Annotated in this window: 28 protein-coding genes; 9 read left to right on the forward strand and 19 right to left on the reverse strand. The window is 69.9% G+C overall.

The genetic code is table 11. The features are described 5' to 3' along the window. Nucleotides 1-133: 133 nt before the first annotated feature. The 6 genes from nadC to AMIS_RS38390 all read right to left on the reverse strand — a co-directional run bounded on the left by nadC (nt 134) and on the right by AMIS_RS38390 (nt 5,890). Nucleotides 134-991 carry a carboxylating nicotinate-nucleotide diphosphorylase gene (gene nadC / locus AMIS_RS38365; protein WP_014447876.1) on the reverse strand — a complete coding sequence of 286 codons (858 nt, stop codon included), beginning with the start codon at nt 989-991 and terminating at the stop codon, nt 134-136. After that, nucleotides 988-2,634, reverse strand: coding sequence for an L-aspartate oxidase (locus tag AMIS_RS38370; RefSeq protein ID WP_014447877.1), 1,647 nt, complete (start codon nt 2,632-2,634; stop codon nt 988-990). The genes nadC and AMIS_RS38370 overlap by 4 nt, the downstream gene beginning before the upstream one ends. A gap of 62 nt (nt 2,635-2,696) precedes the next feature. After that, on the reverse strand, nt 2,697-3,623 hold the full coding sequence (locus AMIS_RS38375; protein WP_014447878.1) for a septum formation family protein: 927 nt from the start codon (nt 3,621-3,623) through the stop codon (nt 2,697-2,699). A 120-nt stretch (nt 3,624-3,743) separates the two neighbouring features. Beyond that, the gene (gene panD, locus AMIS_RS38380; protein WP_014447879.1) at nt 3,744-4,172 is read right to left on the reverse strand and encodes an aspartate 1-decarboxylase; all 429 of its coding nucleotides are present in this window, start codon (nt 4,170-4,172) and stop codon (nt 3,744-3,746) included. Beyond that, the gene (gene panC / locus AMIS_RS38385) at nt 4,173-5,006 is read right to left on the reverse strand and encodes a pantoate--beta-alanine ligase (protein WP_014447880.1); all 834 of its coding nucleotides are present in this window, start codon (nt 5,004-5,006) and stop codon (nt 4,173-4,175) included. After that, the gene (locus AMIS_RS38390) at nt 5,003-5,890 is read right to left on the reverse strand and encodes a Rossmann-like and DUF2520 domain-containing protein (RefSeq protein WP_014447881.1); all 888 of its coding nucleotides are present in this window, start codon (nt 5,888-5,890) and stop codon (nt 5,003-5,005) included. The genes panC and AMIS_RS38390 overlap by 4 nt, the downstream gene beginning before the upstream one ends. Nucleotides 5,891-6,222: 332 nt before the next feature. On the opposite strand from AMIS_RS38390, the gene AMIS_RS38395 reads away from it, so the two are divergent. Both AMIS_RS38395 and AMIS_RS38400 read left to right on the forward strand, forming a co-directional pair. Beyond that, nucleotides 6,223-7,251, forward strand: a complete 1,029-nt coding sequence (locus tag AMIS_RS38395) for an SAM-dependent methyltransferase (protein WP_014447882.1) — start codon at nt 6,223-6,225, stop codon at nt 7,249-7,251. Continuing rightward, on the forward strand, nt 7,244-8,377 hold the full coding sequence (locus AMIS_RS38400; protein WP_014447883.1) for an NADH-quinone oxidoreductase subunit D: 1,134 nt from the start codon (nt 7,244-7,246) through the stop codon (nt 8,375-8,377). The genes AMIS_RS38395 and AMIS_RS38400 overlap by 8 nt, the downstream gene beginning before the upstream one ends. 1 nt (nt 8,378) lies before the next feature. Here the strand turns inward: AMIS_RS38400 and AMIS_RS38405 are convergent, their stop codons facing one another. The 8 genes from AMIS_RS38405 to folP all read right to left on the reverse strand — a co-directional run bounded on the left by AMIS_RS38405 (nt 8,379) and on the right by folP (nt 14,357). Then, nucleotides 8,379-9,812: a hypothetical protein gene (locus AMIS_RS38405; RefSeq protein WP_014447884.1), complete on the reverse strand. Its 1,434-nt coding sequence runs from the start codon at nt 9,810-9,812 to the stop codon at nt 8,379-8,381. A gap of 120 nt (nt 9,813-9,932) precedes the next feature. After that, nucleotides 9,933-10,424 carry a hypothetical protein gene (locus AMIS_RS38410; RefSeq protein ID WP_014447885.1) on the reverse strand — a complete coding sequence of 164 codons (492 nt, stop codon included), beginning with the start codon at nt 10,422-10,424 and terminating at the stop codon, nt 9,933-9,935. 45 nt (nt 10,425-10,469) lie between these two features. Continuing rightward, complete coding sequence (locus AMIS_RS38415) at nt 10,470-10,751, reverse strand: hypothetical protein (protein WP_386933052.1); 282 nt, start codon at nt 10,749-10,751, stop codon at nt 10,470-10,472. 14 nt (nt 10,752-10,765) lie between these two features. Further along, entirely contained in the window at nt 10,766-11,998 is a 1,233-nt protein-coding gene (locus AMIS_RS38420; protein WP_014447887.1) for an ABC transporter permease, read from the reverse strand. 126 nt (nt 11,999-12,124) lie between these two features. Then, nucleotides 12,125-12,643, reverse strand: a complete 519-nt coding sequence (locus tag AMIS_RS38425) for a DUF3180 domain-containing protein (RefSeq protein ID WP_014447888.1) — start codon at nt 12,641-12,643, stop codon at nt 12,125-12,127. Continuing rightward, nucleotides 12,640-13,167, reverse strand: coding sequence for a 2-amino-4-hydroxy-6-hydroxymethyldihydropteridine diphosphokinase (gene folK / locus AMIS_RS38430; RefSeq protein WP_014447889.1), 528 nt, complete (start codon nt 13,165-13,167; stop codon nt 12,640-12,642). The genes AMIS_RS38425 and folK overlap by 4 nt, the downstream gene beginning before the upstream one ends. Beyond that, complete coding sequence (gene folB, locus AMIS_RS38435) at nt 13,164-13,526, reverse strand: dihydroneopterin aldolase (protein WP_014447890.1); 363 nt, start codon at nt 13,524-13,526, stop codon at nt 13,164-13,166. Before folB ends, folK begins: the two co-directional genes overlap by 4 nt. Nucleotides 13,527-13,544: 18 nt before the next feature. Beyond that, entirely contained in the window at nt 13,545-14,357 is an 813-nt protein-coding gene (gene folP, locus AMIS_RS38440) for a dihydropteroate synthase (RefSeq protein WP_083888865.1), read from the reverse strand. A 363-nt stretch (nt 14,358-14,720) separates the two neighbouring features. On the opposite strand from folP, the gene AMIS_RS38445 reads away from it, so the two are divergent. The 7 genes from AMIS_RS38445 (at nt 14,721) to AMIS_RS38475 (ending at nt 23,156) form a co-directional block, all read left to right on the forward strand. Then, nucleotides 14,721-14,981 (forward strand): hypothetical protein, encoded by a 261-nt coding sequence (locus AMIS_RS38445; protein ID WP_014447892.1) that lies wholly within the window; start codon nt 14,721-14,723, stop codon nt 14,979-14,981. Nucleotide 14,982: 1 nt separating this feature from the next. Next, nucleotides 14,983-15,345 (forward strand): hypothetical protein, encoded by a 363-nt coding sequence (locus tag AMIS_RS38450; protein ID WP_014447893.1) that lies wholly within the window; start codon nt 14,983-14,985, stop codon nt 15,343-15,345. Between the two features lie 79 nt (nt 15,346-15,424). Then, nucleotides 15,425-18,943: an ATP-binding protein gene (locus AMIS_RS38455; protein WP_014447894.1), complete on the forward strand. Its 3,519-nt coding sequence runs from the start codon at nt 15,425-15,427 to the stop codon at nt 18,941-18,943. 1 nt (nt 18,944) lies between these two features. Continuing rightward, the gene (locus tag AMIS_RS38460; RefSeq protein WP_014447895.1) at nt 18,945-20,894 is read left to right on the forward strand and encodes an FUSC family protein; all 1,950 of its coding nucleotides are present in this window, start codon (nt 18,945-18,947) and stop codon (nt 20,892-20,894) included. A gap of 59 nt (nt 20,895-20,953) precedes the next feature. Continuing rightward, nucleotides 20,954-21,445, forward strand: coding sequence for a hypothetical protein (locus AMIS_RS38465; RefSeq protein WP_231859175.1), 492 nt, complete (start codon nt 20,954-20,956; stop codon nt 21,443-21,445). Further along, complete coding sequence (locus tag AMIS_RS38470) at nt 21,442-22,557, forward strand: M23 family metallopeptidase (protein WP_014447897.1); 1,116 nt, start codon at nt 21,442-21,444, stop codon at nt 22,555-22,557. Before AMIS_RS38465 ends, AMIS_RS38470 begins: the two co-directional genes overlap by 4 nt. Next, nucleotides 22,554-23,156 (forward strand): hypothetical protein, encoded by a 603-nt coding sequence (locus tag AMIS_RS38475; protein ID WP_014447898.1) that lies wholly within the window; start codon nt 22,554-22,556, stop codon nt 23,154-23,156. Before AMIS_RS38470 ends, AMIS_RS38475 begins: the two co-directional genes overlap by 4 nt. Here the strand turns inward: AMIS_RS38475 and AMIS_RS45110 are convergent, their stop codons facing one another. The 5 genes from AMIS_RS45110 to AMIS_RS38495 are packed head-to-tail and all read right to left on the reverse strand — an operon-like array spanning nt 23,157 to nt 25,648. Then, nucleotides 23,157-23,771, reverse strand: a complete 615-nt coding sequence (locus AMIS_RS45110; RefSeq protein ID WP_451916769.1) for an Rv0361 family membrane protein — start codon at nt 23,769-23,771, stop codon at nt 23,157-23,159. Then, a complete protein-coding gene (locus AMIS_RS38480) occupies nt 23,752-24,036 on the reverse strand; it encodes a hypothetical protein (RefSeq protein ID WP_014447899.1) in 285 nt (94 codons plus the stop codon). Before AMIS_RS38480 ends, AMIS_RS45110 begins: the two co-directional genes overlap by 20 nt. Nucleotides 24,037-24,040: 4 nt before the next feature. Then, complete coding sequence (locus AMIS_RS38485) at nt 24,041-25,036, reverse strand: WXG100-like domain-containing protein (protein ID WP_014447900.1); 996 nt, start codon at nt 25,034-25,036, stop codon at nt 24,041-24,043. Next, nucleotides 25,033-25,353 carry a hypothetical protein gene (locus AMIS_RS38490; protein WP_014447901.1) on the reverse strand — a complete coding sequence of 107 codons (321 nt, stop codon included), beginning with the start codon at nt 25,351-25,353 and terminating at the stop codon, nt 25,033-25,035. The genes AMIS_RS38485 and AMIS_RS38490 overlap by 4 nt, the downstream gene beginning before the upstream one ends. Before the next feature lies 1 nt (nt 25,354). After that, a complete protein-coding gene (locus AMIS_RS38495; protein WP_157435208.1) occupies nt 25,355-25,648 on the reverse strand; it encodes a hypothetical protein in 294 nt (97 codons plus the stop codon). Nucleotides 25,649-25,750 lie beyond the last annotated feature (102 nt).

Genomic DNA, 25,750 nt, shown 5'->3' on the forward strand with positions numbered 1-25,750 from the left:
TGGCCCCTAAGAATCAAAATCAAGACCTTCATTGTGTACGCCGCCCGCCGTCCCCGACCGCACCCGGACCGTCCCCGAGCCCGCCGGTTCACCGCGAACCCGCCGCGATCCCCGAGGTGAGGATCACCGGTTCTCAGCGCGGACGCAGGTCCAGTGCGATGTCGAGGATCGGCGACGAGTGGGTCAGCCCGCCGACCGACAGATAGTTCACCCCGGTCGCGGCGTACGCGGCGGCGGTCTCCAGCGTCAGGTTCCCGGTCGCCTCGAGCTCGGCCCGGTCACCGACCGCGGCCACCACCTCGGTGAGCAGCTCGGGCCGCATGTTGTCGCAGAGCAGGAACGTCGCGCCGGCCTCGACCGCCTCCCGCGCCTCCTCCAGCGTGGTCACCTCGACCTGCACCGCCACGTCCGGGAACGTCTGGCGCACCAGCTGATAGGCGGCGGTGATGCTGCCGGCCGCCAGCTTGTGGTTGTCCTTGATCATCGCGACGTCGTAGAGGCCCATCCGCTTGTTGGTGCCCCCGCCGACCCGTACCGCGTACTTCTCCAGCGCCCGCAGGCCGGGCGTGGTCTTGCGGGTGTCCAGCACCGTCGCGCCGGTGCCCTCCAGGATCTCGGCCCACTTGCGGGTGTGCGTCGCGACCCCGGACATCCGGCTGATCAGGTTCAGGGCGGTGCGCTCGGCGGTCAGCAGCGCCCTGGTCGGACCGGTCACCCGGGCCAGCACGTCGCCCCGGCGTACCCGGTCGCCGTCGTTCGCCACCTGCTCGAACGTCGCCGTGCCGGACGACGTGACGGCGAAGACCTCGGCCGCCACCAGCAGTCCCGCCACCACGCCGTCGGCGCGGGCGACGAGCTCGGCGATGCCGATCTGGCCGGCCGGGATGGTGGCCTCGCTCGTCACGTCGCGGGGCGGGTCACCGAGGTCCTCGCCGAGCGCCGTGAAGACGATCCGCTGCAGCTCGGCCAGGTCGATTCCGGGAAGCGTCACGCCATCTCCTCGAACTTCTGGGTCAGGTGTCCGTCGGTTCCGACGGCGTTGAGCAGGTGGCCGCGCCACTCGTCGGCGGCGGTCGGGTGGTCCTCGCGCCAATGGCAGCCGCGCGTCTCCCGGCGCGACAGCGCGTTGGCGACGAGCACCGACGCGATGGTGAGCAGGTTCGTCGCCTCCCACGCCGCGGTGTTCGGCCGGGACCGCTGCTCGGACAGCCGGCTCAGCTCCTTGGCGGCGCCGGCCAGCGAGTCGGCCGAGCGCAGCACGCCGGCGCCGCGGGTCATCGCCCGCTGCAGCTCGGGACGGGTGGCCGGGTCGGCGACCCAGGCCGGGCCCGCGTCGGCACGCAACGGCTCGGCCTGTTCCGGCAGGTCCCGGCCGATGTCGTCGGCGATCCGCTTGGCGAAGACCAGGCCTTCGAGCAGGGAGTTGCTGGCCAGCCGGTTGGCGCCGTGCACGCCGGTGCAGGCCACCTCGCCGCAGGCGTACAGGCCGGGGATGCTGGTACGGCCGTGCAGGTCGGTGCGGACTCCGCCGGAGGCGTAGTGCGCGGCCGGGGCGACCGGGATCAGCTCGGTGGCCGGGTCGACGCCGGCGGCCCGGGTGGACGCCATGATGGTCGGGAAGCGGTGCTCCAGGAACTCCTTGCCAAGGTGCCGCGCGTCCAGATAGACGTGGTCCGCCCCGGTGGCCCGCAGCACCCGGTAGATGCCCTTGGCGACCACGTCGCGGGGCGCCAGCTCGGCGAGCTCGTGCTGCCCCACCATGAACCGCTCGCCGGTCTCGTCGACCAGGTACGCCCCCTCGCCCCGCAGCGCCTCCGAGATCAGCGGCCGCTGGACCGAGTTCACCTCGCCGGACACGAACGAGGTCGGGTGGAACTGCACGAACTCGACGTCGGTGACGACCGCGCCGGCCCGCAGCGCCAGCGCGACCCCGTCACCGGTGGAGACCGACGGGTTCGTGGTGGACGAGTAGATCTGGCCCATCCCGCCGGTCGCCAGCACCACGGCCCGGGCCAGGATCGCGCCGACGCCGTCCTCACTGCCCTCGCCGAGCACGTGCAGGGTGAGCCCGCAGGCCCGGCCGTCGGCGGCGCGCAGCAGGTCCAGCACGAGCGCGTGCTCCACCAGGCGGATCCACGGGTCCCGGTGCACCGCCTCGTGCAGCGCGCGCTGCACCTCGGCGCCCGTCGCGTCGCCGCCGGCGTGCACGATCCGGTCGGCCCGGTGCCCGCCCTCGCGGGTCAGCATCAGCGAGCCGTCCGGGTTGCGGTCGAACTCGGCGCCCCGGCGGATCAGCTCCCGGATCCGGGCCGGACCCTCCTCGACCAGCACCCGGACCGCTTCCGGGTCGCAGAGACCGACGCCGGCGATCTCGGTGTCGTACGCGTGCGCCTGCGGCGAGTCCAGCGGGTCCAGCACGGCGGCGATCCCGCCCTGCGCCCAGCGCGTGGAGCCGTCGTCGATGTTCACCTTGGTCACGACCGTGACGTGCAGGCCCTGTTCGCGCAGGTGCAGGGCGGCGGTCAGGCCGGCGATCCCGGAACCGACCACGACGACGTCGGTGGTCTCGGTCCAGCCCGGCTCGGCAGCCGCGAGCCGGCGGGGCAGCGCCGGTAGATCCGCGAGAGGTGACATGTGTCCCAGTACACTCCGCCCGCCCGGATCCGTCGCGGCGGGGGCACCATCAGTGGTCACGGTTACTTGTACTGGACAGGGAGGGCTTTCGTGCCCTTGCCTTCGAGCGAGCTCGTCAGCTCCGCGCCGTCGAGCCACAGGTAACAGCGGACGCTGTGATCGCCCTGCGCCCACACGTCGGCGTTGCCGGGCAGCGACACCACTCCGGTCCGGTACCGCAGGTCGGCGTCGTCCGGCACATCGACGTACTTCGCGACAACGGTCCGGCAGCCGTCGTGGAACTCCTCCCACGTCGCGTCCCGCTTCGGGTACGCCGCGTCGGCCGGCGCCTCCCACACCCCGACGAACTCGGCGTTGTGCTTCTCGGCGCATCCGGCGGCCGGCATCGTCTCGATCGCGCCGCCGCCGTCCAGCCCGATGGCGTAACAGCCGAGTTCGAGCTCGGATCCCTCGGTGGAGAGCGCGTTGCGCAGCGTGCCCTTGCGCTGGACCAGGGCGCCGTCGTCCTCGATCGAGTCGAGTTCCACCACCTCGCAGCGGAACCACCGCGCGCCGCCGCTCCAGGCGGCAGGTGAGGGGTCGGTGACGCCGATCCAGAGGCGGGCGTTGCGCCACGGCCCGCCCACGTACTCGGTGGTCTTGTCGTCGCAGGTCCGATAGGCGGCCTTGGCCGCCGACGAGGTCTCGGCGGGTGGCTCGCCGGATTCGGCCGCGGCGCCGGTGTACGCGCCGACGAAGACCGTCTCGGTGCGGTGCAGCACCTCGCAGTCCGCCTCCTCATAGGTGGACCGCGGCCCGGAGACGGCGAAGTTCGACAGGTGACACGTCTCGGAGACCGGCACGAAGCTGGTGGCCGCGGCCATCGCGCCCCAGTCGTTGATGAGGTCGCCGTCGATGTCGCCGCTGCCGCCGCACCCGGCGGCGAGCAGCACCGCCACGCTCATCGCGGCCGCCCCGGCGCCGCCTCGGGTACGCCGCCGGTGTCGCATGAACCCGCCTCCCACGTCCGCCGCCGGTGTCCGATCTATCGATCGTAAGACGATCTGTACGGATACCGGCGGCGTTCCGGGAAGTTCCCGCCGCAGAGCGCTACAAAGCGCCCAGGCGACTCACCCGCGGGCCAGCGTCAGGTCACCCCGCACCAGGTCATCGGCCATCCCGGGGACCGCCTCGGCCGGGTCGGCGCCCAGCTCGATGACCCTGTTGGACGCGTCCACGTGCACGACCCGAGGCCGGTACTCCTTCGCCTCCGCGGTCGACATCTGACCGTAGGAGATCAGGATGACCAGGTCACCGGGGTGCACCAGGTGCGCCGCCGCGCCGTTGATGCCGATCACGCCACTGCCCCGCTCACCCGGGATCACATAGGTCTCCAGGCGCGCGCCGTTCGTCACGTCCACGATCGCCACCTGCTCCCCGGGAATCAGGTCGGCCGCGTCGAGCAGGTCCTCGTCGATCGTCACCGAACCGACGTAGTGAAGGTCGGCCTGGGTCACGGTGGCGCGGTGGATCTTCGACTTGAGCATGGTGCGCAGCATTCAGGAGTCCTTCCGGAGCTGGAGCGGAACGTTGTCGATGAGCCGGGTGCTGCCGACCTTGGCGGCCACCAGCAGGCGAGCTTCGCCCTCCTCCGGCGCGGCGCCCAGATCCGCGCCGGTCAGGGCCAGGTAGTCCACCCGTACCCCGGGCTCATCCGCCAAGATCTTGTGGGCCGCGGCCAGAACCGACTCGGCGTCGCTCTGCGCGGCGCCCTCGCGCAGAGCGCGAGAGAGCGCCAGCGCCGACAGGCGTTGCTCGGCGGAGAGGTACCGGTTGCGGCTGGACAGGGCAAGACCGTCACTTTCCCGTACGGTCGGGACGCCCTCGATCTCCACGCCCAGCTCCAGGTCACGCGCCATCCGGCGGATCAGCGCGAGTTGCTGGAAGTCCTTCTCCCCGAAGTACGCCACATCGGCGCGCGTCAGCATCAGCAGTTTCTGGACCACGGTGAGCATGCCGGAGAAGTGTCCCGGCCGGCTCGCGCCCTCCAGGATCTCGCCGAGCGGCCCCGGATGCATCGTGATCGACGGCGGCCCACCCGGATAGACGTCGTCCCGGCTCGGCGCGAACACCACCGTGACGCCCTCCGCCGCGCAGGCCGCGACGTCGTCGTCCAGGGTGCGCGGATACTTCTCGAAGTCCTCGCCCGGCCCGAACTGCAGCGGGTTCACGAAGATCGTCACCACCACGAACGCCGACCGCTCGCGCGCCACCCGCATCAGCTGCCGGTGGCCCTCGTGCAGCGCCCCCATGGTCATCACGACCGCGATCTCCCCGCCCGCCCGGTCCAGCTCGGCGGCCAGGTCGGCCCGGGTGTGCACCAGCGTCGTCACGCGACACTCCCGCTCTGTACGTGAGCGCCCGGCACGCGCGCCGCGTCGGCCCTTCTCAGCACGTCGAGCAGCGCGGCCGCGTCGTGCGGGCGCAACCGGCCGGACGCGATCGCCCGGTCCGCGGTACGCAGGGCCATCGCCAGGTACGCCGGGACCGCGTCCACCGGCATCCGGTCCAGATGCTTGCCGACCGTGCCGGCGTCCCCCCGGGAGACCGGGCCGGTCAGCGCCGCGTCACCCATCCGCAGCGCGTTGTCGAGCGCCGCGGTGAGCAGTGGCTCGAGCACCCGGCCGGGCCGGCCGACACCCGCCGCGCGCAGCAGGTCGGAGGCGTCGTTGACGAGCGTGACCAGGTGGTTCGCGCCGTGCGCGAGGGCCGCGTGGTAGAGCGGCCGGGCCTCCTCGGCCACCCACTCCGGCACGCCGCCCAGGTCGGCCACGAGCCGGGTGGCGAACGCCCGGTCCCGGGTGGTCACGCCCCAGGCGATGCCGGGCAGCCGGTCCAGGTCGGTGTCCGCCCCGGTGAAGGTCATCGCGGGATGCAGGGCCATGCCGTTCACATCGCCCAGAACCGCGAGTCCGTGAGCCCCTGAGGTATGTGCCACCACCTGACCGGGGCGCAGCGCGCCGGTCCGGTCCAGGCCGGCGATCATCTCGGGCAGGGCGTCGTCCGGGACGGCGAGCAGCAGCAGGTCGGTGCCGGCCCGTGCGACCTCGTCGGCGGGCAGGATCGCGGCGTCCGGCAGCAGGCGGGCGGCGCGTTCGCGGGAAGCGCTGGAGACGGCGGCAGCGGCCACCACGCGGTGCCCGGCCGCGGTGAGTGCGGCGCCCAGAACGGCGCCCACCCGGCCGGCGCCGACGACGCCGACGGTCAAAGCGTTCATCTGTGGATCCAGTCCTCGAGTCGGGGTACCGGTCGTGCGAGAAGTATGCGCCGAATTAACACGCCCGTAGCAACCACCTGTGGCAAACCGCACCGGCTCGCCGTCAGGTGCTGTATCGACCGGGCCGCCACAGCACTGAGCGCCGGCTGGTCCGGCCGGTCGTCAGCGCTCCCGGGACAGCACCCTGCACCAGCCGGACCAGTCGGACCAGTCGGACCAGCCGGACCAGCCGGACCAGCCGGACCAGCCGGACCAGCCGGTGCTAAGTGCTCTCTGGCGCCGCAGCCGCGTCGCGTCGCGCGCCCCTCGGGGCCCGGGCTTAGGCTGGCCGCATGTCCATCGGGTGGCGGCTGGCGATGCGGGCGGCGCTCTACGGCACCGACGGCTTCTTCGTGCGGGACGACGCCGGCCCGGCCGGGCACTTCCGCACCAGCGTGCACGCCTCCCCGCTGTTCGCCGGAGCGCTGCTGCGCCTCGTCGAGCGGCTCGACCGGGCGCTCGGCCGGCCGGAGACGTTCGATCTGGTCGACGTCGGCGCCGGCCGGGGCGAGCTGCTGCGCACCCTGCTCGCGACGCTCCCCGCCGGCCTGGCCGGACGGGTCCGGCCGGTCGCCGTCGAGATCGCGCCCCGGCCGCCCGGCCTGGACCCGCGGATCTCCTGGCGCCGCGACATCCCGGACCGGGTGACCGGGCTGCTGATCGCCACCGAATGGCTCGACAACGTCCCGCTCGACGTGGTGGAGACCGACGAGCACGGCACGCTGCGCAAGGTGCTCGTCGACCGCCGGACCGGCGCCGAGACGCTCGGGGCGCCCGCCGACGCGGCCGACCTCTTCTGGCTGAGCCGCTGGTGGACCGGCCCGGGACGGATCGAGATCGGCTGGCCGCGGGACACCGCCTGGGCGGACGCGGTCGCCGCGGTCCGGCGCGGGGTGGCGCTCTGCGTCGATTACGGGCACCGGCGCGCCGACCGGCCCACGCTCGGCAGCCTCACCGGTTATCGCGACGGTCGCCAGGTGCCACCGGTCCCGGACGGGAGCTGCGACGTGACGGCCCACGTGGCGATGGACGCCGTGGCGGTGGCGGCCGGTCACCCGTACACGATGATCCGCCAGCGCGAGGCGCTGAAAGCGCTCGGTGTCGACGGCGCCCGGCCACCGCTTGATCTGGCCCGCACCGACCCGGCGGCCTATCTCCGGTCGCTCTCCGCGGCCGGCAGCGCCGCTGAGTTGATCGATCCGAGCGGGCTCGGCGCGCACTGGTGGCTGTGGCACGCGGTGAACGTCGACATCCGTGGGACGATGCAGCCGTGCCATCCGACCGCCCCCTCGAAACGGACTGAAGGCCAACCCCATGCGTGAGATTACGGTCGGAACGGGCAGCGGTCTCGAGACTGCCGACATGGTGCTCAACATCGGGCCGCAGCACCCGTCGACGCACGGTGTGCTCCGGCTCAAGCTCAAGCTCGACGGTGAGCGCGTCGTCGAGTGCGAGCCGATCGTCGGTTACATGCACCGCGGCGCCGAGAAGCTCTTCGAGGTGCGCGACTACCGGCAGATCATCATGCTGGCGAACCGGCACGACTGGCTCTCCGCGTTCTCCAACGAGCTGGGCGTGGTGCTCGCCGTGGAACGGCTGATGGGCATCGAGGTGCCCGAGCGCGCGGTCTGGCTGCGGATGGCGCTCGCCGAGCTGAACCGGGTGCTCAACCACCTGATGTTCCTCGGCTCCTACCCGCTGGAGATCGGCGCGATCACACCGATGTTCTACGCGTTCCGGGAACGGGAGACGCTGCAGGCAGTCATGGAGGAGGTCTCCGGCGGCCGGATCCACTACATGTTCAACCGGGTGGGCGGCCTCAAGGAGGAGGTGCCGGCCGGCTGGACCAAGCGCGCCCGGGAGGCCGTCGCCGCGGTCCGCCGCCGCCTGCCCGACCTCGACCAGCTGATCCGGAAGAACGACATCTTCCTGGCGCGTACGGTCGGTGTCGGCGTGCTCTCGGCGGCCGACGCCGCTGCGTTCGGCGCCTCGGGACCGGTGGCCCGGGCGAGCGGACTGGACTTCGATCTGCGGCGGGACGAGCCCTATCTGGCGTACGACCAGCTGGAAGTACCGGTGGTGACCCGGCAGGCCGGTGACTGCCACTCCCGGTTCGAGGTGCTGCTCGATCAGACGTACGTCTCACTCGACCTGGTGGAGCAGTGCCTGGACCGGGTGGAACGGATCGGCGGGCCGGTCAACGTGCGGCTGCCGAAGGTCGTGAAGGCGCCGGAGGGGCACACCTACGCCTGGACCGAGAACCCGCTCGGCGTGAACGGGTACTACCTGGTGTCCCGGGGCGAGAAGACGCCGTGGCGGCTCAAGCTGCGCACCGCGTCGTACGCGAACGTGCAGGCCCTCTCCACGCTGATCCCGGGCTGCCTGGTCCCGGATCTGATCGCGATCCTCGGGTCGATGTTCTTCGTGGTCGGCGACATCGACAAGTAGGTCAGCGGCCCTGCTGGTAACCGCCGTAGGACGCGAAGTCGTCGAGCGAGCCGACGTTGGTGTCGTTCGCGGACGGGCGGTGGCGGCGCGCCTTGTACTCGCCGGACGGCTCCTCGTAGGACGGGTAACCCTGGTCGGGGTATCCGGGGTCCTCGTAGCCGTGCTCCTCGTACCCCTGGTCGTCGTAGGGCTGCTCGTCGTAGGCGTTGTAGGGGCTGCCGTACTCGTTCCCGCCGGAATATCCGCCGGCCGCGCCGAAGTCGCCGTTCGGGACCTCCGGCCGGCCGTACTGGGTGCCCGGCCGGACCGACGCCGAGGCACGCGGCGGACCCGCGGCGCCGGGCGGAACGGGACCCGAGGAGACCGGACCCGGCGGAATCGGACCGGACGAGATGGGCCCGGACGGAAGGGGTCCGGACGAGATCGGACCAGCCGGAATCGGCCCGGACGGAATCGGACCGGACTGAATCGGTCCCGAGGAGATCGGGCCGGGCGGGATCGGGCCGGACGAGATCGGGCCGGGAACGGCCGCGGACGCGCGCGGCGGGCCGGGCGGCACCGACGCGGAGGCTCGGGGGCCACCCGGGCCGGGCGGCGGCGGACCCAGCGGACCGGACGGGCCGACGGGACCGGGCGGCGGCACGGCGGCGCCACGGGCCGGGCCCGGGCCGGGCGGCGGAACGGCTGCCGCGGCACGGGGGCGCGGAACAGGGCCGGGCGGCAGGGTGCCGGCGCCGTTCATCGCAGGCGCAGGCGGCGGACCGGGTACGGCAGCCGAGCGCACCACCGAGGCGGACCCGGACGGCACGGAGGCGGAGGCCCGTCCCGCCGGAGCGTTCCCATAACCGCCGTCATACGCCGGGGCCTGCTCATAGGACTGCCCGCCGTAGGACGGCTCCTCGTAGGGCTGCTCCTCGTAGGGCTGCCCGTCATACGGCTGTTCCTCATACGGCTGCTCGTCATAGGAGTGGCCGTAGCCCTGGCCGTCATAGGACTGATCGCCCGCGTACGACTCGTAACCGTCATAGCCGGCAGCGTCATACTCCGGCTGCGGAGCGTAACCAGGCTCGGGCGCGACGACCGCCCGGCCACCGGTGGTGCGTGGCGGCAGCGGCGGGCGGGGCGCCTCGGCGACCGGGTGTGCCGCGGCCACACCGGCGAACTCGGCGCGCATCTGCTGGCGGAGCTTCTCCACCTCTTCCGCGACGCGGTCCTCGACATCCATCCTGAGCAGCACCGGATCGGCACGGATCAGCAGGGACGCGCCGACCAGCACCACGCTCACGGCGAGCAGCAGCACGGCGAAGCGCATCGAGGTCTGCCCGCCGCCGATCAGCACGATGGCGGCCGCCAGCGGAGCGAGGCCAGCACCGCCCCAGAGGAGGCCGCGGAGCAGCTTCGCGCTGTGTCCCGCTTCGGGGTCGCGTTCCGGCATGGGGGCAGATGTTACCGAGAGTGCGCCCCGGACGAAACGGCCACACGCTCGAACGGCACATATGGCCCCCTATCACCCGACGATCCGGCTGGTTCCCGTACGCGGGAGCCAGCCGAGACGTCACCGGGTGCCGCGCCGGCCGCCGAGCGAGGCGAAACCGACGATCCAGCCGACGAAGAGGCCGTAGCCGGCGCCCGCTCCTGCCGCCCGGAACGCGTCGAGCAGGGAGGGGTTGCTGAGGAAGAGGGTGGCGAGCAGAGCGGCGAACCCGCCCGCGAAGATGTACGCGGCCCAGCCCGCGAAGAACTGGCTGATCGTGCCGCGGGCCCGGGCCAGCTGCGAGCCGGGCAGCAGGTAGAGGAAGACGGCGGTCAGCACCACGACCAGGATCGCCTTGAGATCCCCGACGATCACGTCACGCAGCGAGTCGTCGGTGTCGAAGCTCCAGTGCGGCCAGGCCAGCAGCCGCAGCCACCAGCCGCCGGCGGTCCCCTCGTTGGTGTTCTCCAGAGCCCAGTCGCTGTACCAGGGGCTGCCGAAGACGAGAACGAGTATCAGTGCGGCGAGCGTGCCCGCACCCGGTGCGGTCTTATATCGATTCCCGAGAGCCATGGCCCCCGCTATTCCCAGCGGAGGCCGGCGCTCAAACGATGAACGTCACTTGCTCAGGTAGTCGATGAAGGCGGCTCGCAGCAGCGGTTCCTGCTCGCCGAGGTCACGGCCCTCCAGCTCACGCCAGAGCGCGACCGCCTCGTCGATGGTCGGACCGATCGAGTTGGGCGCGCCGTCCAGCGCGGCTGCCTCGTCGGCGTCCGGCAGGTGCCGCAGCACCGACCAGTAGAACTTGACGTCGTGGTTCTCCCGGGCCCGGGCGAAGGCCCGCTCCCGCAGCTCCTCGGTGGAAAGGGCGTCCAGTTCGGCGAAGGTCGGCGAGCTCATGGTCAAAAGCATAGTCAGCGGGTGGCGCCCCACGGGCCGTCGTCCCAGCGGCCGTCGCGGGCAGGCTGCGGGGCAGGCGGCGCGTTCCACGTCTCCGGCCGGTCCGGCGACCAAGTGCCGGTGCTGGCCGCGGCGTTCCACTCCTCGCCGGTACCGGCGGGCAGCGGCCGCCCGTACGTCTCGACCAGCCGGGTGACGATCAGACCGGCCGCGAAGACGCTCGCCGCGATCGCGAAGAGCGCGATGTCGAGCTCCCGCCGGTTCTCGAAGTCCAGGAAGAGGGTCAGCGCGGTGACCGCGAAGAGCGTGCCGAAGATCCCGCCGCGCCGCCCGTACGCGCTGGTGCCGCCGAGCAGGGCCAGGCCGATGCCGATGCCGGTCCACTCCAGCCCGGTGCCGGGGACGACCGGGGCGTCCGTGCCGGCGGCCAGGATCGTGCCGGCGCCGACCGCGCAGACCGAGGAGAAGATCAGCGCGAGCACCACGGGCACGGCTGCCCGGCTGCCCGGGCGGCGGGCCGGGTCACCGGACGGGCGGAAGGCGCCGACCCAGCGGCGCACCGGGCCGACCGCGCCGAGCGCGCCACCGAGGAGGGCCAGCAGCGCGAAGCCGCCGAAGAGCAGGAATGCCTGGTCGGTCGGGTTCCAGTCGCCCTGCACCACGACCGGCGCGACGCGCAGCTGGGCGTAGACGATGACGCCGAGCCCGGCGGCCAGCGTGGCGGCCCAGCCCGGCACGTGCAGCGCGACGACCACGATCGCCACGATCAGTCCGCCGGCCGCGCCGATGATCAGCGCCGGGGCCAGCGCGGTAATCAGTCCTCTGTCGCCGTTCTCCGCGTACTGAAAGGCGGCGGCCAGGGCGATCGGGCCGATCGCCAGGTTCGGCACGCCGGCCCGCAGACTGAGCCCGGCGCCGAGGGTGAGCAGCCCGATCGCGGCGCCGGTGACGAGCAGCGCGTCCAGCGCCGGGCGTTCCAGCGCGGCCGAGTCCTCGCCGAACAGCAGGAAGCCGATGGCCGCGGTGGCGAGCAGGAGCACCACCTCCCAGCCGAGGTGCACGCCGAGGCGGTCCCGGCCGTCCTCCTCGACCGCGGGGAACGAGCCGGTGGTGGTCACCGGCGCGCGCAGCGACTGGTCGAGCGTGCTGGCGGTGGCGTCGTCGTACTGCACCCGGCGCCGATACGCGGCCGGATCCGTCTCGGTCTGGTCGTTCTGCCGGCGGAACGTGGTGTCGTCATACGACATGTCCGCGCCTCCTTACGCCTCCGCGAGCGGTTCGAGGCGCACGCTACTCCGGCTGTGGGCCGCCCGCCGCAAAGCATACGGATACGGCATGGCCTCAGTTCAGAGCGTAAGAGACGTCGACAAGCATCAACGTCGTTCGGACGGCCGATCGGAGTCGTCGTCCTGCCGGTCGGGTTGTTCCGGCACCCGGCAGGAACGCTCCAGCCACAGCGCCGCGCCGATCAGCGCGAGCGCGGCCACCAGACCGCCCGCGGTGGCCGGGATGTCGTCGCGGGCCGCCTTCGTCGGCTCCAGCAGCAGCCAGGTGAGCAGGCCGGCGGAGAACCCGGCGAAGATCGCGCCGACGAGCGCCGACGCTTTCGCAAGAGCGACATAGCGCGCGACGGCCAGCGGCTCGACCGGCGGAGCGCCGGGTTTGCGCTGGATCCGGGCCGCGGTGTTCTGCGCGAGCATCGCCTCGGCGACCGCGAGGACGGCCAGGACCAGCGCCGGAGTCCACGGCAGCGAGGGCAGACGGGAGTAGGAGAAGCTGAGCAGCAGCCAGCCCGCGGCCGCGGCGGCCAGGCCGGCCACCACGAGGACGGAGATGCTCGTCGGCCGCAGCGACGGGTCGGGACGACGCCCGTCTTGGGGGTTGGCGCTCACTCCATCGACTCTAGCGACTGATCCGGCCGCGGGCTCATCGCCGCGAGGTCGGCGGCGGTCTCCGGCGCGTCCAGCAGCGCGGCCACCGATCCGTGCCCGGGCAGCACCGCGTCCGGTTCCAGATCGAGCCAGGGCCGGAGCACGAACGCCCGCAGGTGCGCACGCGGATGCGGCAGCGTCAGCTCCTCGTCGTCGCTGGTCACCGGCGTGCCGTCGGCCGAGCGGACATCGATCACGTCGACGTCGAGGGTCCGCGGCCCGAACCGGCGTTCCGGGTCCCTCACCCGGCCTTCGGCCGATTCGCACGCGCGGGCGCGCTCCAGCCAGTCGCGCGCGGTCGCGCTCGCGTCATCCACGATCACCACCACATTGAGGTACGGGGGTTGCGCCGCATCCCCCCACGGCGGTGTCTCGTAGACGCCGGAGATCGCCGTGACGCTGTCACCCAGAAGCGCGACGGCGGACCGCAGGTGGGCTCGCCGGTCACCGAGGTTGCTGCCCAGCGAGAGAACGGCCCGGGTCACGAGCGTGCCCGGCGCAGCGTGACGGCGACGTCGGCGAACTCGTGCGGGATCGGTGCCTGCGGCTTGTGAACCGTCACCTCGGCAGCGGTCACCCGGGAATCGTCGAGACAGACGTCGAGCAGCCGATCAGCGAGCCGTTCCAGCAGGTTGACCGGCTCGCCGGTGAGCACGTCGACGAGCCGCCCGGCCAGCTCGCCGTAATGAACGGTGTCGGTCACGTCGTCGGAGCGGGCGGCCGGTCCCAGGTCGAGGTCGAGCCGGACGTCGACGACGAAGTCCTGGCCCTGCTCCCGCTCGAAGTCATAGACGCCGTGGTTGCCCCGCGCGCGCAGTCCGGTCAGCGTGATGTGTCCGGTCATCGTCACCCCGTACCCCAGTCAGTTTTTGATCTTGAATGTCGGCGCGCCGGTGGCCCGCCAGACGGCGAGCGCGTCCACTGTCGCGCGCACCTCGTGGACCCGGACCCCCCACGCGCCGGAGGCGACCGCCAGTAAAGAGGTGGCGAGGGTGGCCGCCTCGCGGCCGTCGACCGGGCGCGGCGTGCCGTCCGGACCGGCGAGCAGACGCCCGAGGTAGGTCTTGCGGCTCGCCGCGAAGAGAACCGGGAAGCCGAGTTCGATCAGCTCGTCGAGGTGCGCGGAGAGTGCCCAGTTGTGCTCGGCCGTCTTCGCGAAGCCCAGACCCGGGTCGAGGACGATCCGGTTCGGATCGACGCCGGCGGCGACCGCGGCGTCGGCGCGGGCCCGCAGCTCGTCGCGGACCTCGGTGACCACGTCGGAGTAGACGGCGAGCTTCTGCATGTCGCGGGAGTGTCCACGCCAGTGCATGAGGATCCAGGGGCAGCCGGCGGCGGCCGCGACCGAGGCCATCCCCGGGTCGGCGAGCCCACCGGAGACGTCGTTGATCACGACGGCGCCGGCCTCCAGAGCGGCCTCGGCGACCGCGGCGCGTGTCGTGTCGACACTGACCGGTACGCCCTCGGCGAACAAGCCTCTGATCACCGGAACCACCCGGGCAATCTCGGTGGGAGCGTCCACACGCTCCGCTCCCGGCCGGGTCGATTCGCCGCCGACGTCGATGACGTGGGCACCTTCTTCAAATAGGCATATGCCGTGTTGAACCGCGGCGTCGATATCCGTGTATCTCCCACCGTCAGAGAAGGAGTCCGGCGTGACGTTGAGGACGCCCATCACGACCGGGTGATCCCTGCGGAGCAGTTCAGCACCCGTGAGCTGCACGTCCAGCGGTGAAGTCGGCACAGGCAAAGGGTACGGGGCAGCAGGTTTTCGAACAGGTGTACGATGCCACGTGACTGAAATTCACGCGCTCCTTCACCTTGGGTAACGAAACGGGCGCTTGTTGCTCGCAAGTACGAGCCGTACTCTTCGGAACTGGGCATCATGAAGTGACCGAAGAGAGCAGACGAGCATGGCAGTGCCCGAACAGCTCACTCGACGTGGTGAGCGCGAGGTAGCACCATATGGGCGTTGCCGTACGGCTTCACAACTGCAGCGTGTCCGTACCCCCCTTACCGGACACGGGGAGGTTTACCGATGATCGCCACTGAACTCGCCGTACTGGCGGCACCAAGCGGCACCATCAACACCGAAGGCATCGTCACTTTCTTCGCGAGCAACATCGCACCGATCCTGCTCGCGGTGCTCGGCGTCATCTTCATCGGCCGGGCCAGCCGCGGTGAGATCTCCAAGGTCCTCACCAGCTCGGCGATCGCGATCGTGGGCCTGGCGTTCATCGCCGGCGCGGCGACGCTCTTTTTCGTCGGCGAAAACATCATCGACCTGATCTTCAACTGAGATGCGGCTCAGGACCGACGACGACATCTACCGGGCACGCCTGGTCTATCTGGGCCCGCCCGGATACACGCTGCCCATCCACCTGCCCTACGCGCAGTACGGGATGTTCGTCGCACTGGTGCCGCTCTTCATGGCAATCCACTACCTGATCACGCTCGACTTCGACCCGTTCCCGGCCTGGGAGATCGCCCTCGCCATGGTCACCACGTCGTACGTGTTCCGGCATGTCGACCCGGACCGCCCGGCCCGCGTCGTCATCCGCACCGCGCTCACCGACTGGCGCCGCACCCGCGAGCCCGCCGTGGAGCAACGCGATCCGAGACTTGTCGCCACTCGCATCCGCGTCCGGGAGGAGTTGGTATGACCAGTTGGCTGGCCCCCGATCTACCGGCTTGGACCGCTCGCACGATAACGGCTGCCGCACGCGCTGCCGGGGTCCGCGCATGACCGGAACCTCTCCGCACGGGCATCCCCGCGCGGATGCCTCGTCCGCAGACAGGCACAGTAACGGTGTGCGCTCGGACAATTACTCTCCGCCTGATCCGCTGGACAACTCGGACGAGCTCGTCGCCGCCCCCGGACACGGCGGCGTCGGCGTCTTCCAGGCGCCGCAGCCGGTCCGCCCGCGTGGGACCGCGGTCGACACCACCATGGACATCGACTCGCCCTTCCTCGACCTGTTCGGCGGAACAGCCACCCCGGCGCGTACCACGAGTACCCGTCCGAGTGATGTTTACGCGAACCCGGTGGACCCCGATCCGGACCGTGGCTTCGGGTTCAACGACCGGGTCGCCGCTCCGGATTCTCCCGCGCCGGTCTCGCCGGTCTCACCTGCCGCTCCGCGTCCGCCGGCCCGGCCGGCTCCTTCAACGCCGCCTGCTCGGCCTGTTTCTTCGGCTCCGCCTGTTCGGCCCGTCGAGTCGGCTCCGCCTGTTCGGCCCGTCGTCTCGGGCCCGCCGGCCGTGGAGCCGGTCGTCGAGGAATCGCCCGGCTGGGGTGGCGCGCCGTTCACCCGGGCGCCGGTCGGGCCGGAGCCCGACTTCTACTCCGAGCCGGAGACCGCCGCGCCGGCGTTCCCGGGCGAGCCCGCGCCGGCCGCCGAGCCGCTGCCGGACGAGTTCGACTTCAGCGAGTTCGACAACTGGCCGACCTCCGCCCCGGCCGCCGGGCACTCCCCCGCAGGTGTGGCGCCCGAGCCGCCGCGTCCCGTGGCCGCGGATCCGGGACCTGCTCCGGCAGTGTGGCAGACCGTTGCCGCTCCGGCTCCGGTGACGAGTGCTCTACCCGTACCGGTGCCGGAGAAAGCCCCCGCCAAGCGTCCGGAGAAGGCGCCCGCGAAGCGGGAGAAGCCGGCGAAGCCGGTGCGGCAGCGCAAGGAGGCCAAGGCCCCCGCGGTGCGCCCGCAGAAGATGAAGTTCGGCGACCGGGACCCGGCCATGGAACTGGCGATCAGCGAGATCGCCGGGCATCTGACGTTCACCCAGAGCACCGTGACCGCGTGGTACTCGCTGCCCGAGGTGCGCTGGGCCTTCCGGCCGGACGCCGAGCGGGAGGCGCTGCTCAGCGCCATCTCCGAGCAGTACGCGGGGCTCGCCGGATTCCGGCTGCACCTGCGCCGGACCACCCGGCCGTTCCCGGCCGACGAGTGGGCCCGCACGGTCGACTCGTTCACCGCCAAGCCGCTGCCCGACGTGCACGGCGCCACCTCCTGGTCGGACCACCTGGTCGCCGCGCAACGGCACCTGCTCTCGGTCAACCACGCCGAGGGACAGACGTTCCTCGGGGTCACGTTCGCCCGGCGCTCGCTCGGCGACACGTTCTCCGAGCGCATCCTGCGGATGTTCGGCAAGGGCACCTCCGACGGCGAGCGCCGCAAACTGGGCCGGACCGTCGAGCAGTTCGACGAGGTACTCAACGCGTTCGGCATGCGCGGGCGCCGGGTCACCCCGCAGGAGCTGGAATGGCTGCTCTACCGCTCGGTGGCGCTCGCCATGGCGCCGCCCGGACTGCTCTCCCCGGTCACCAACGGCCACTGGGAGACAGGTGACCTGCTCGCGCTCACCGAGCAGGTCGAGCGGTACCGCACGCCGTACGGGTCGACGGTCAAGCTGGTCAACCGGATGACCGGCGAGGAACGGCACGTCGCCGTCCTCTCGGTCGGCCGGATGGAACCGCTGGAGATCCCGGAGAAGCACGAGCCGTGGATGCACTTCCACGAGCGCCTGCCCTGGCCGATGGAACTCTCCTCGCGGATCGACATCCTCGGCTCCAACAGCTCGTTCAAGAACCTCGAGCACCGGCTCCGGATGATCCGGTCCCAGCAGCTCGACTACGCCGAGCACGGCATCGACGCGCCGCCGGAACTCGAACGGCTCGCCAAGCGCGCCCTCGTCATCGGGGACGAGATGACCACCGGGCTGCCCGTCGAGTCGGCCCGCGCGCACGGCTGGCATCGGATCGCGGTCGGCGGCGCCACCCGCGAGGAATGCCTCGAACGCGCCCGGCGGCTCATCCAGCTCTACTCCCGGGAACTGCGGATCTCGCTGCAGCACCCGAAGAACCAGGACCAGCTCGCCCGCGAGTTCATCCCCGGCGAGCCGATCGCCAACACCGGGTACGTGCGGCGGATGCCGGTGAAGCTGCTCGCCGCGGCGCTGCCCCAGGCGGCTTCCACGGTCGGTGACCGGCGGGGGGACCTGATCGGGCGTACCGCGGGAACCTGCCGCCGTCCGGTCTTCCTCGACCTGCACTTCCCGATGGAGGTCCGGGAACGCTCCGGTCTCGGCGTCTTCGTGGCCGAGCCCGGCGGTGGCAAGTCGACCCTGATGGGCGCGCTCGGTTACCTGAACGCCCGCCGCGGCGTCCAGGTCACGCTGCTCGACCCGTCCGGCCCGCTCGCCCGGCTCTGCCAGATGCCGGAACTACGGCCGTACAGCCGGGTTCTGAACCTCACCGGCTCGGAACAGGGGACCCTCGCGCCGTACGCGCTGATCCCCACCCCGATCCGCTCGGAGTTCCCGACCGGCCCGGCCGGCGACCGGGAATTCGAGATCGCGATCTCCAACGCGCGGGCCGAGCGCCGCATGCTCGTCCAGGACATCTGCTCGATGCTGGTGCCACCGCAGGTCGCCAAGGAAGCGTCGACCGCCACGCTGCTGCGGCACGCGGTCCGGCAGGTCCCCGCCGAGGAGACGTCGACTCTCGACGACGTCGTCCGCACACTCCAGGGCCTGGACGACGACGAGGGCCGCGAGCTGGCGAACCTGCTCCTCGACACCGCCGAGATGCCGCTCGCGCTGCTCTTCTTCGGCCACCCGCCGGCACACCTGCTCGGCGCCGACGCGGCCCTCACCGTCATCACCATGGCCGGGCTGCGCCTCCCCGACCTGAAAATCGAGCGCGAGTACTGGTCGGCCGAGGAATCCCTCGCCCTGCCGATGCTGCACACCGCGCACCGGCTGGCGGTCCGCCGCTGCTACGGCGGCTCGATGTCGTCCCGCAAAATGGTCGGCCTCGACGAGGCACACTTCATGGAAGGCTGGCGGTCCGGCCGCTCCTTCCTGGTCCGCCTCGCCCGCGACTCCCGGAAATGGAACCTGGCCGCACTCGTCGCCTCCCAGAACCCGCGCGACATTCTCGGCCTCGACGTGCAGAACCTCGTCTCCACCGTCTTCGTCGGCCGGATCGCCGAGGACCAGGAGATCGCCTCCGAAGCGCTCCGGCTCCTGCGGGTGCCGGTCCATGACGGGTACGAGGCGACGCTGGCCTCGCTCTCCCAGGTGGACAGCTCATCCCAGCACCGCCTGGGCTTCCGCGAATTCGTGATGCGCGACGTGGACGGGCGAGTCCAGAAAGTCAGAGTCGACGTGTCATATGTCGACGGGCTCCTTGAACATCTGGACACGACACCGGGCGTGGCGCCTCCTTCGGTGGCTCCGCTCCCGTCCGACCTGGAGGTTTGAGATGGTGCGGCGGGGGTTGGCGCTGGTAACGGCGATGATTGTCGTCGCGGTGGCTTCGATAGCTTGGGCGGTGGCCGCGCCGGAGGGCGCATTCGCAGCGCCGGCTAGGGCGCCTGGAGGGCTCTGCAGTACAGAGGAATGGGGGCAGGATCTAGCCGGATGTGTCGAGCGGCTCGGGGACGTAGGCGCGACACGTCTGCAGTGTTTGGATCCACCCACTCCCAGCACACCTGACTCTGGGCTTGCGGGCTGGTTCGCCGAACGCCCTACATCGTCGACAAGCAGTAGCTTCCCCGGCCTATACAGCGACTACGGATATGCCGGATACAGCTATACCACTTACGACCTGCAAGGCGGTTGCGCCTCTTCGATTACTGAGGCAGATCAGAAAGTCGAGACTACGATCGCCAACGGTGAGTTCATGATTGCGACGGCGATCATGGGCGCGTCGAATGCTTTACGAGAACGTGCATGGAATCCTGAAACGCTGTGGGGGTGGGCGAATCCCTTGGTTGACCAAGCAACCAAGGCCGTGTACCAGAAGGTGTTCAGTGTTTTCGGCGTTGTAACGCTGGCCGTTATCGGTGTTTACCTACTGTGGCGTTCCCGCCAAGCCGACATGGGTGCAGCAACCACGACCGCCGGCTGGGCCATCTTTATTATGGTTGTCGTCACTGCTATCGCAGCTTGGCCCGTCCGGTCAGCTAGTATTGCCGACCAAACTTTAATTGGCAGCCTCGAAGTGGTACACGACGCCGTCGGACCACAACCGGCTAAACCTCTAGAGAATTGCGCCCTCGGACCGGAAGCATGCACTGACAAGCGGCCGCCAGCCGTGCGCGCCAGCGACACTGCAACAGAAACTATGCTTTACCGGAATTGGCTACGAGGCGTACTCGGATCAGCCGATAGCGAAACCGCTAAAAAGTATGGGCTTGCGCTATACGACGCTCGGGCCCTCAAGTGGGAAGAAGTTAAGCAGGTTCGCGCCTTCCCAGATACTCGCGACGGTACGCTCGAACGGAAAAAGACCCAGTGGATGAAGGTCGCCGAGCAGATTCGCGTAGAGGATCCAGAGGCCTACGAGTATCTGCAAGGACAAAAGGGAATGGAACGGATCGGCGCCGGATTCATCGCCCTGCTGGCGGCTTTCCTTTTCGCGATGTTCGACATCACGGCGTCGATTTTGGTTCTCTTAGGCTTCCTAGTGTTCCGCTGGGCGGTTATTGCAGCTCCAATCCTAGGAACCATCGGACTACTTCGGCCAGCCAGTTCGGGAATCCGACGGCTCGGAAATGCCGTCGTAGCAGCGGTCTTCAACATCGCTATTTTCGGTACGGGCGCTGCAATCTATCTCTTCGCGGTCGACCTGATCATGAATACGTCGAGCCTCGCTGGGTGGCTCCAAGTGGTCTTGGTCTGGCTTACCGGCGTCGTTGGATGGCTCCTCCTCAGGCCATACCGACGCATAACTCAGCTTGGCGGTAAGGACAGCGCCGCGGCGATTGCGTCTGCCGGGTCGTGGCACCGCCGGTTCTTCCGCGACATGCGTGAGGCGGCCAAACTCGAAGTTGCTGAGGGTGGCGGGACGCGCGAGCCGACATTCGGCAAGGACGGTCGGCCGATTTACGTGGAGCAGCGGAACCTACGCCCCGAAGCTCGGTTGGAAGACCCGGCGCATTCGAGCGCCACCCGCTCCGAGATCGCGGGTAGCGGAACTTCCACGGAGGTCGTCACTCGCCCGGACGGCAAGGAGACCGTCCACGACGACGGAGCGCCCGTCCCCGCGTCCAAGCGGAGGCAAGCCACTCGGGCACGCTCGCGCGGGGGCGCGGAGTGGGCCGAGCCTGAGGTTGCGGAGAAGCCCGCGTCCTACGCCATCTACCGACCGGAGACCGGAGCAACGAGTCAGGAGCCGGCCAGCCCACGGATTCGTTCCGAGGCTAGGTGAGTGGTGTGGCAGGACTGATCGAACGCACGCTCACCGGGATCTTCCGGTCGCGGTGGGGTGTGGCGATCGTGCTGGTCACGATCGTGTTCGCGGTGGTGGGCATCGGCCGCCTCTTTTCGGACGGGGATGATGCCTCGCCGCAGCTCGGCGGCGGAAGTCCCGCACCGGCGATCAGCATCGACCCGTCCGAGGATGACAGTGTCGTATCGACCGAGCCTCCGCCGACGCCGAAGACCAGTCCCGGACAGGCCAAGCCGGAGGCGGTTGCCTATGCGTTCGCATCCGCATGGGTTGACCACGAGTCGGTGAGCGCGGAGAAATGGCGGGATCGTCTCCTGCCCAACTCCACATCCACCCTCTCTGATCAACTCCGCGGGGTGGATCCGGCCGGGGTTCCGGCCGAGCGAGTGATCGGCCGGCCGGAACTCGTAGCCGTCAACGACACGATGGTGAATGCGATCGTCACGATGGACTCCGGAAAGCTGAGCCTGCGGCTCATCGCTCCAGAAGGGCTCTGGCTGGTCGACGGCATCGACTGGGAGTCGGCGTGAGAGTTCCGCGGCCGCGCAAGATAGTCGTGCTCGTCTCCCTGGTCGTGACGCTCGTACTGCTCTGTTGCGGTGGCAGCGTGACGGCCCTGCTGCTCGGGAATCTCAGCAACGACGAACAGAGCAGCCTGAACGCGGCGATGGGCTGCGGCAAGGGTGGCGCGATCGACCCGGACTCGAAGTTGCCCAAGGTCAGGCCCTACGGCGCAACTCAGATCCGCAACGCGGCCGTCATCATCAATGTCGGTGAGCAACTGCAGATGCCCCCGCGTGCGTGGGTTATCGCCGTGGCAACCGCGATGCAGGAATCCCGGCTGGTCAACCTCGGACACCTGGGCGCCCGGAACGACCACGACTCGCAGGGTCTGTTCCAGCAGCGGCCGAGTTCGGGGTGGGGAACACCGGCGCAGGTACGGGACCCGGTCTACGCGAGCACCAAGTTCTACAACAAGCTGAAGACGGTCGACGGCTGGGAGACCATGCCGCTCACCCGGGCCGCGCAGGCCGTCCAGATCAGCGCTTACCCGGATGCGTACGCCAAGCATGAGCCGATCGCCACGCAGATCGTCAACATGCTCGCCGACGGCGCGGCCAGCGCAGCCGGAAGTTCGCTGACGATGGTCTGCGCCGCCTCCGGTCAGATCGCGGCATCCGGCTGGACCATTCCGCTGCGGGCCGGCGTCGGCTCGGGTTTCCGTAGTCCGGAGCGCCCCAATCACCAGGGCGTCGACCTCAGCGTCGACAAGTACACGCCGATCGCTGCAGTGGCGAGCGGCGTCGTTTCGCTCGTCAAATGCGACGAGGATTTCCGGGGTCGTAAGACCTGCAATGTGGACGGCTATCCGGGCAAGGGCGGCTGCGGGTGGATGGTCGAGATCATCCATGCGGGGAACGTCATGACACGTTACTGTCACATGGTGCAACGGCCGTTCGTCAAAGAAAATCAGCAGGTCGCGGCCGGTGACGTCATCGGACGAGTCGGCTCCAGCGGCAACTCGTCAGGGCCGCACCTGCACTTCGAGGTGCATCTGAACTACGACCGGTCGAGCGCCGGCGCGATCGACCCGGTCCGGTTCATGCGGCAGCAGGGCGCGGCGCTTGGCGGTGAGGGATGAACGACGGATTCCCGGATCCTTTCGCTGCGAACTCAGGATGGGCCTTGGACGCGCCTCGTCCGGTGATCCCGACTCCCGCAACAATGGGTGGACAACTCCGTGGACGGCGTGTGGTGATCGGATCACCCGGTCTCGGCTGGCGGAGTGACCTGCGTGCTGACGAGAAGGTCGTTCAGGGCAGTCGGACCTACGTTCCGGTCATGGCCGAATCCGAGTGGTACCGCGCCGAAGCGGAGCAGACCGAGGTGTTCGCCGCGCTGGTGCCGGTTGATCGGGTGTGGGTCGAGGAGCTGGGCGTGGCTGGAACTACCTCATCCACCAGACCGGCTGAGGCACAACTGGTCTCACTCGACGAGCCACCGCGCCGGCCACCGGTCGTAGCCACCGAGGCCGATTTTCTGGCGGGGCGTCGTGTCGCGCGCCTACTGGAGGACGGTGGCGAACAGCGTGACCTTCGCGCGGTCACCGAGCTCTACACGAGCGAGGACGGCGAGATCTGCGCACGAATAACGCAAGAACTCGACTGGTACCGCTGGGGCTGGGACGGCCGCACACCGAAAACCTTGGAAGTGCCCGCGCACCTCCTCTGGATTGAATAACTACGTGATCTTCGTGGCGCCGCAAACACGCCACCCGTCTTCGTCCACCACCGCGAATTGCCACGTACTGCCATCCCGCCCACCCTGAGTCTTGATGGTTCGGGTTAAGTCGGCTGTCACAACGCTATTTTTCTCTACGGTCGCGACTTTAGTGATAGACCAGGTGATAGAAATACCTACGGCAAATTCCTTTTCCCGCTGCTCGGTGTCACTGCGAAAGTCTGTAAGTGATGCAAAATCTCCGCCGGATTTACATTGATAGAGCGCGGCATCGCTATCGTTTCGGCTCGCCGCGAAGGCGCCTAGGAAGTCGTTCACGGCGCTCTCTGGAGAGGTCCTTTCGATCTTTGTGGCGTCGTCATACAAGACGAAGAAGATGCCGGCTCCGCCTAAGCACAACAACCCCACAACACCAGCAGTCAACGCCAGGACCAGCCGCGCGCGACGGCTCCGCAAACGCCCCCTCTTCAGCCCGCCAACGGCGCCACCCCTCGCGCCACCTCCGCCACCAGCAGGCTGATTTCCGTCCGACGTCACCACGGCTCCGACCTCCAAGGGCTCCGACCCGCTCCAACCCGCCCCCACACCACGAACCCTAATCCACCTCAAGAACATGGAAGTCCACACCGAACCCCCAATGCCGCTGGATCTCCACGATCGCCGCCTTCACCAGCTCAAGGTCCTCGGAGGACACCACCGATTCGTCGTCCCACGTCGGCGCCACCGGCAGGTAGAACCCATAACTGCCCAACCCCCGGTCAACGGGTACGTGCATGACCCGCCCCCGGAACTCGACCCGCATCGTCTCCCGGTCGACGGTCCTCAGCAGCACCCCGCTGTCCGTCCGCGCGGCCTGGCTGCGGATCTCGTGGACTGCCAATTCGTCACACCCCCGCAGGGTCGATGGTGGTGAGCCGCGTCGTCGCCGGGTTCTCGAACAGGGCCCGCCGTTCGACCGCGTTCCAGATGCCGTCGGCGCGCGGGTTGTGTGTCCAGGCGGTCACCTCGCCGACCGCGGTGGACGCGTACCGTTCGGAGAGCCGGCTCCAGATGTCCCGGGCCTGCGTCTGCCGTACGGGTGATCCGTCTTCGAAGAGCCGCAGATCGTCGAAGGCCGCACCGCCCGGCGTCTTCTCCAGTGTCACCGACGTCACCCCGTCCGTGTACTTCTCGGCGAACACCCGCATAGGCGTGCCGTCACCGGCGCGTCCGGAGTAGAACGTCGCGCCGTTGACGGGGCTGCGTACGTCGACCCGTTCGACCTCGCGCATGAGCCGGTGGAACTCCGAGTTCTGCCCGAAGTGACGGCCGAGGAGACCGGCCTGGCGGACGAGGGTCCCGGAGGAGACCGGCAGCAGGTCCGCCGCTCGGGTGAACATCTGCGCGATTTCGCCTTCGACGACCTGCAGCGACCGGTGGATGAGCTGACGGCAGGCGAGCCGGGTGGCGGCGACGAAGACCGGCACCTCGGCGAGGGTGGCCCCGGCGGTCACGAACGACGTCGCCACGGCCTGCCCGACCTGGAACGCCAGCAGCGTGAGCTGGGCGATGTACGCGGTCTTCAGCGCGACCGTGACACCGGCCATGGCGATCAGCCCGGCACCGATCAGTTCGACGGCGGTGGCCGCGTCGGTGAGCCTCCGTCCGGGCCCTTCGGGACCGTTCCACCACTGCTCGAAGGCTTCGACGGAGGCGCCCTCGTTCTCCAGCCAGACCCGGCGGGCCGCGGTGTCGGCTTCGGCGAGGTGCCGCCGCAGCCGGGTGCCGTGTTCGATCCAGGCGAGGCCGTCGGCGTGGAGCCGGTCCTCGTCGACCTGCGGCCAGCTGAGCCCGACCCAGCCGAGGGGCTCGGTCAGTTCGGCGGGCAGCTCGATGGTCACGGAAGGCCCCCGGGTGAAAATTCAGACGCGGCGGTGAGATCGGCGGTCGCCACCGCCCGTGCCTGCATGGTCAGGCTGACCGCCGCGTCACCCATCTGCTGGACGTAGGAGCCGAGCGCCCCCAGCGCATGCCCGAGAATCGCCTGGTAGGCCAGCGCGAAGGCACTACCGCTCTCGTCCTCGCCCCACGGGTTGGCAGGCCCTGCCACGGTCGCGTCAAGCTCCGCCACATCGGAAGCCATCCGCTGGGCGATTCCGGCCAGAGTGCTGCCGGTCGCGGCCACCGCGTCCGGATCCATCCGCATTTGTACGTTCATGTCACCGCACCGCCCTCCGCGAGATGTCGTACAGCGCCGTGGAGATCTCGGCGAACCGCCGTTCGGCCGCTTCGGAGGCGTCCGCCACCTGCTGGGCGAACGCTTCACCGGTGGCCGGCGCCAGGCACTCCTGCGCGTCGAGAAACGCCTCCACCAGCCCGGATCGCAGGTCCTGGGCGGTCATGGCGGTCACCCGCGGGTCGAGGATCAGGTCCCAGAGCCGTCCGTCGCTGGCGAGCTCGACCCGGATCCAGCCACCGGCTGCCTCGCCCGAAACGATGTAGTTGGTGTCCACTGCGGCCTCCACAAACCAGCTGATCCTGTGCAGGCGAATACCACCGGAACACGCTTCGAGTTCAACCCGGCACGGAACGCACCTGCGGCGAGGCACGAAATC

The organism is Actinoplanes missouriensis 431, from assembly GCF_000284295.1.
Taxonomy (GTDB): domain Bacteria; phylum Actinomycetota; class Actinomycetes; order Mycobacteriales; family Micromonosporaceae; genus Actinoplanes; species Actinoplanes missouriensis.

What these genes read in the sequence shown, in the direction of transcription:
- AMIS_RS38370 (WP_014447877.1), bottom strand. Translation starts at nt 2,634, where the DNA reads ATGTCACCTCTCGCGGATCTACCGGCGCTGCCCCGCCGGCTCGCGGCT.
- AMIS_RS38375 (WP_014447878.1), bottom strand. Translation starts at nt 3,623, where the DNA reads ATGCGACACCGGCGGCGTACCCGAGGCGGCGCCGGGGCGGCCGCGATG.
- panD (WP_014447879.1), bottom strand. Translation starts at nt 4,172, where the DNA reads ATGCTGCGCACCATGCTCAAGTCGAAGATCCACCGCGCCACCGTGACC.
- AMIS_RS38390 (WP_014447881.1), bottom strand. Translation starts at nt 5,890, where the DNA reads ATGAACGCTTTGACCGTCGGCGTCGTCGGCGCCGGCCGGGTGGGCGCC.
- AMIS_RS38395 (WP_014447882.1), top strand. Translation starts at nt 6,223, where the DNA reads ATGTCCATCGGGTGGCGGCTGGCGATGCGGGCGGCGCTCTACGGCACC.
- AMIS_RS38400 (WP_014447883.1), top strand. Translation starts at nt 7,244, where the DNA reads ATGCGTGAGATTACGGTCGGAACGGGCAGCGGTCTCGAGACTGCCGAC.
- AMIS_RS38405 (WP_014447884.1), bottom strand. Translation starts at nt 9,812, where the DNA reads ATGCCGGAACGCGACCCCGAAGCGGGACACAGCGCGAAGCTGCTCCGC.
- AMIS_RS38410 (WP_014447885.1), bottom strand. Translation starts at nt 10,424, where the DNA reads ATGGCTCTCGGGAATCGATATAAGACCGCACCGGGTGCGGGCACGCTC.
- AMIS_RS38415 (WP_386933052.1), bottom strand. Translation starts at nt 10,751, where the DNA reads ATGAGCTCGCCGACCTTCGCCGAACTGGACGCCCTTTCCACCGAGGAG.
- AMIS_RS38420 (WP_014447887.1), bottom strand. Translation starts at nt 11,998, where the DNA reads ATGTCGTATGACGACACCACGTTCCGCCGGCAGAACGACCAGACCGAG.
- folB (WP_014447890.1), bottom strand. Translation starts at nt 13,526, where the DNA reads ATGACCGGACACATCACGCTGACCGGACTGCGCGCGCGGGGCAACCAC.
- folP (WP_083888865.1), bottom strand. Translation starts at nt 14,357, where the DNA reads ATGGGCGTCCTCAACGTCACGCCGGACTCCTTCTCTGACGGTGGGAGA.
- AMIS_RS38445 (WP_014447892.1), top strand. Translation starts at nt 14,721, where the DNA reads ATGATCGCCACTGAACTCGCCGTACTGGCGGCACCAAGCGGCACCATC.
- AMIS_RS38450 (WP_014447893.1), top strand. Translation starts at nt 14,983, where the DNA reads ATGCGGCTCAGGACCGACGACGACATCTACCGGGCACGCCTGGTCTAT.
- AMIS_RS38455 (WP_014447894.1), top strand. Translation starts at nt 15,425, where the DNA reads ATGACCGGAACCTCTCCGCACGGGCATCCCCGCGCGGATGCCTCGTCC.
- AMIS_RS38460 (WP_014447895.1), top strand. Translation starts at nt 18,945, where the DNA reads ATGGTGCGGCGGGGGTTGGCGCTGGTAACGGCGATGATTGTCGTCGCG.
- AMIS_RS38475 (WP_014447898.1), top strand. Translation starts at nt 22,554, where the DNA reads ATGAACGACGGATTCCCGGATCCTTTCGCTGCGAACTCAGGATGGGCC.
- AMIS_RS45110 (WP_451916769.1), bottom strand. Translation starts at nt 23,771, where the DNA reads ATGTTCTTGAGGTGGATTAGGGTTCGTGGTGTGGGGGCGGGTTGGAGC.
- AMIS_RS38490 (WP_014447901.1), bottom strand. Translation starts at nt 25,353, where the DNA reads ATGAACGTACAAATGCGGATGGATCCGGACGCGGTGGCCGCGACCGGC.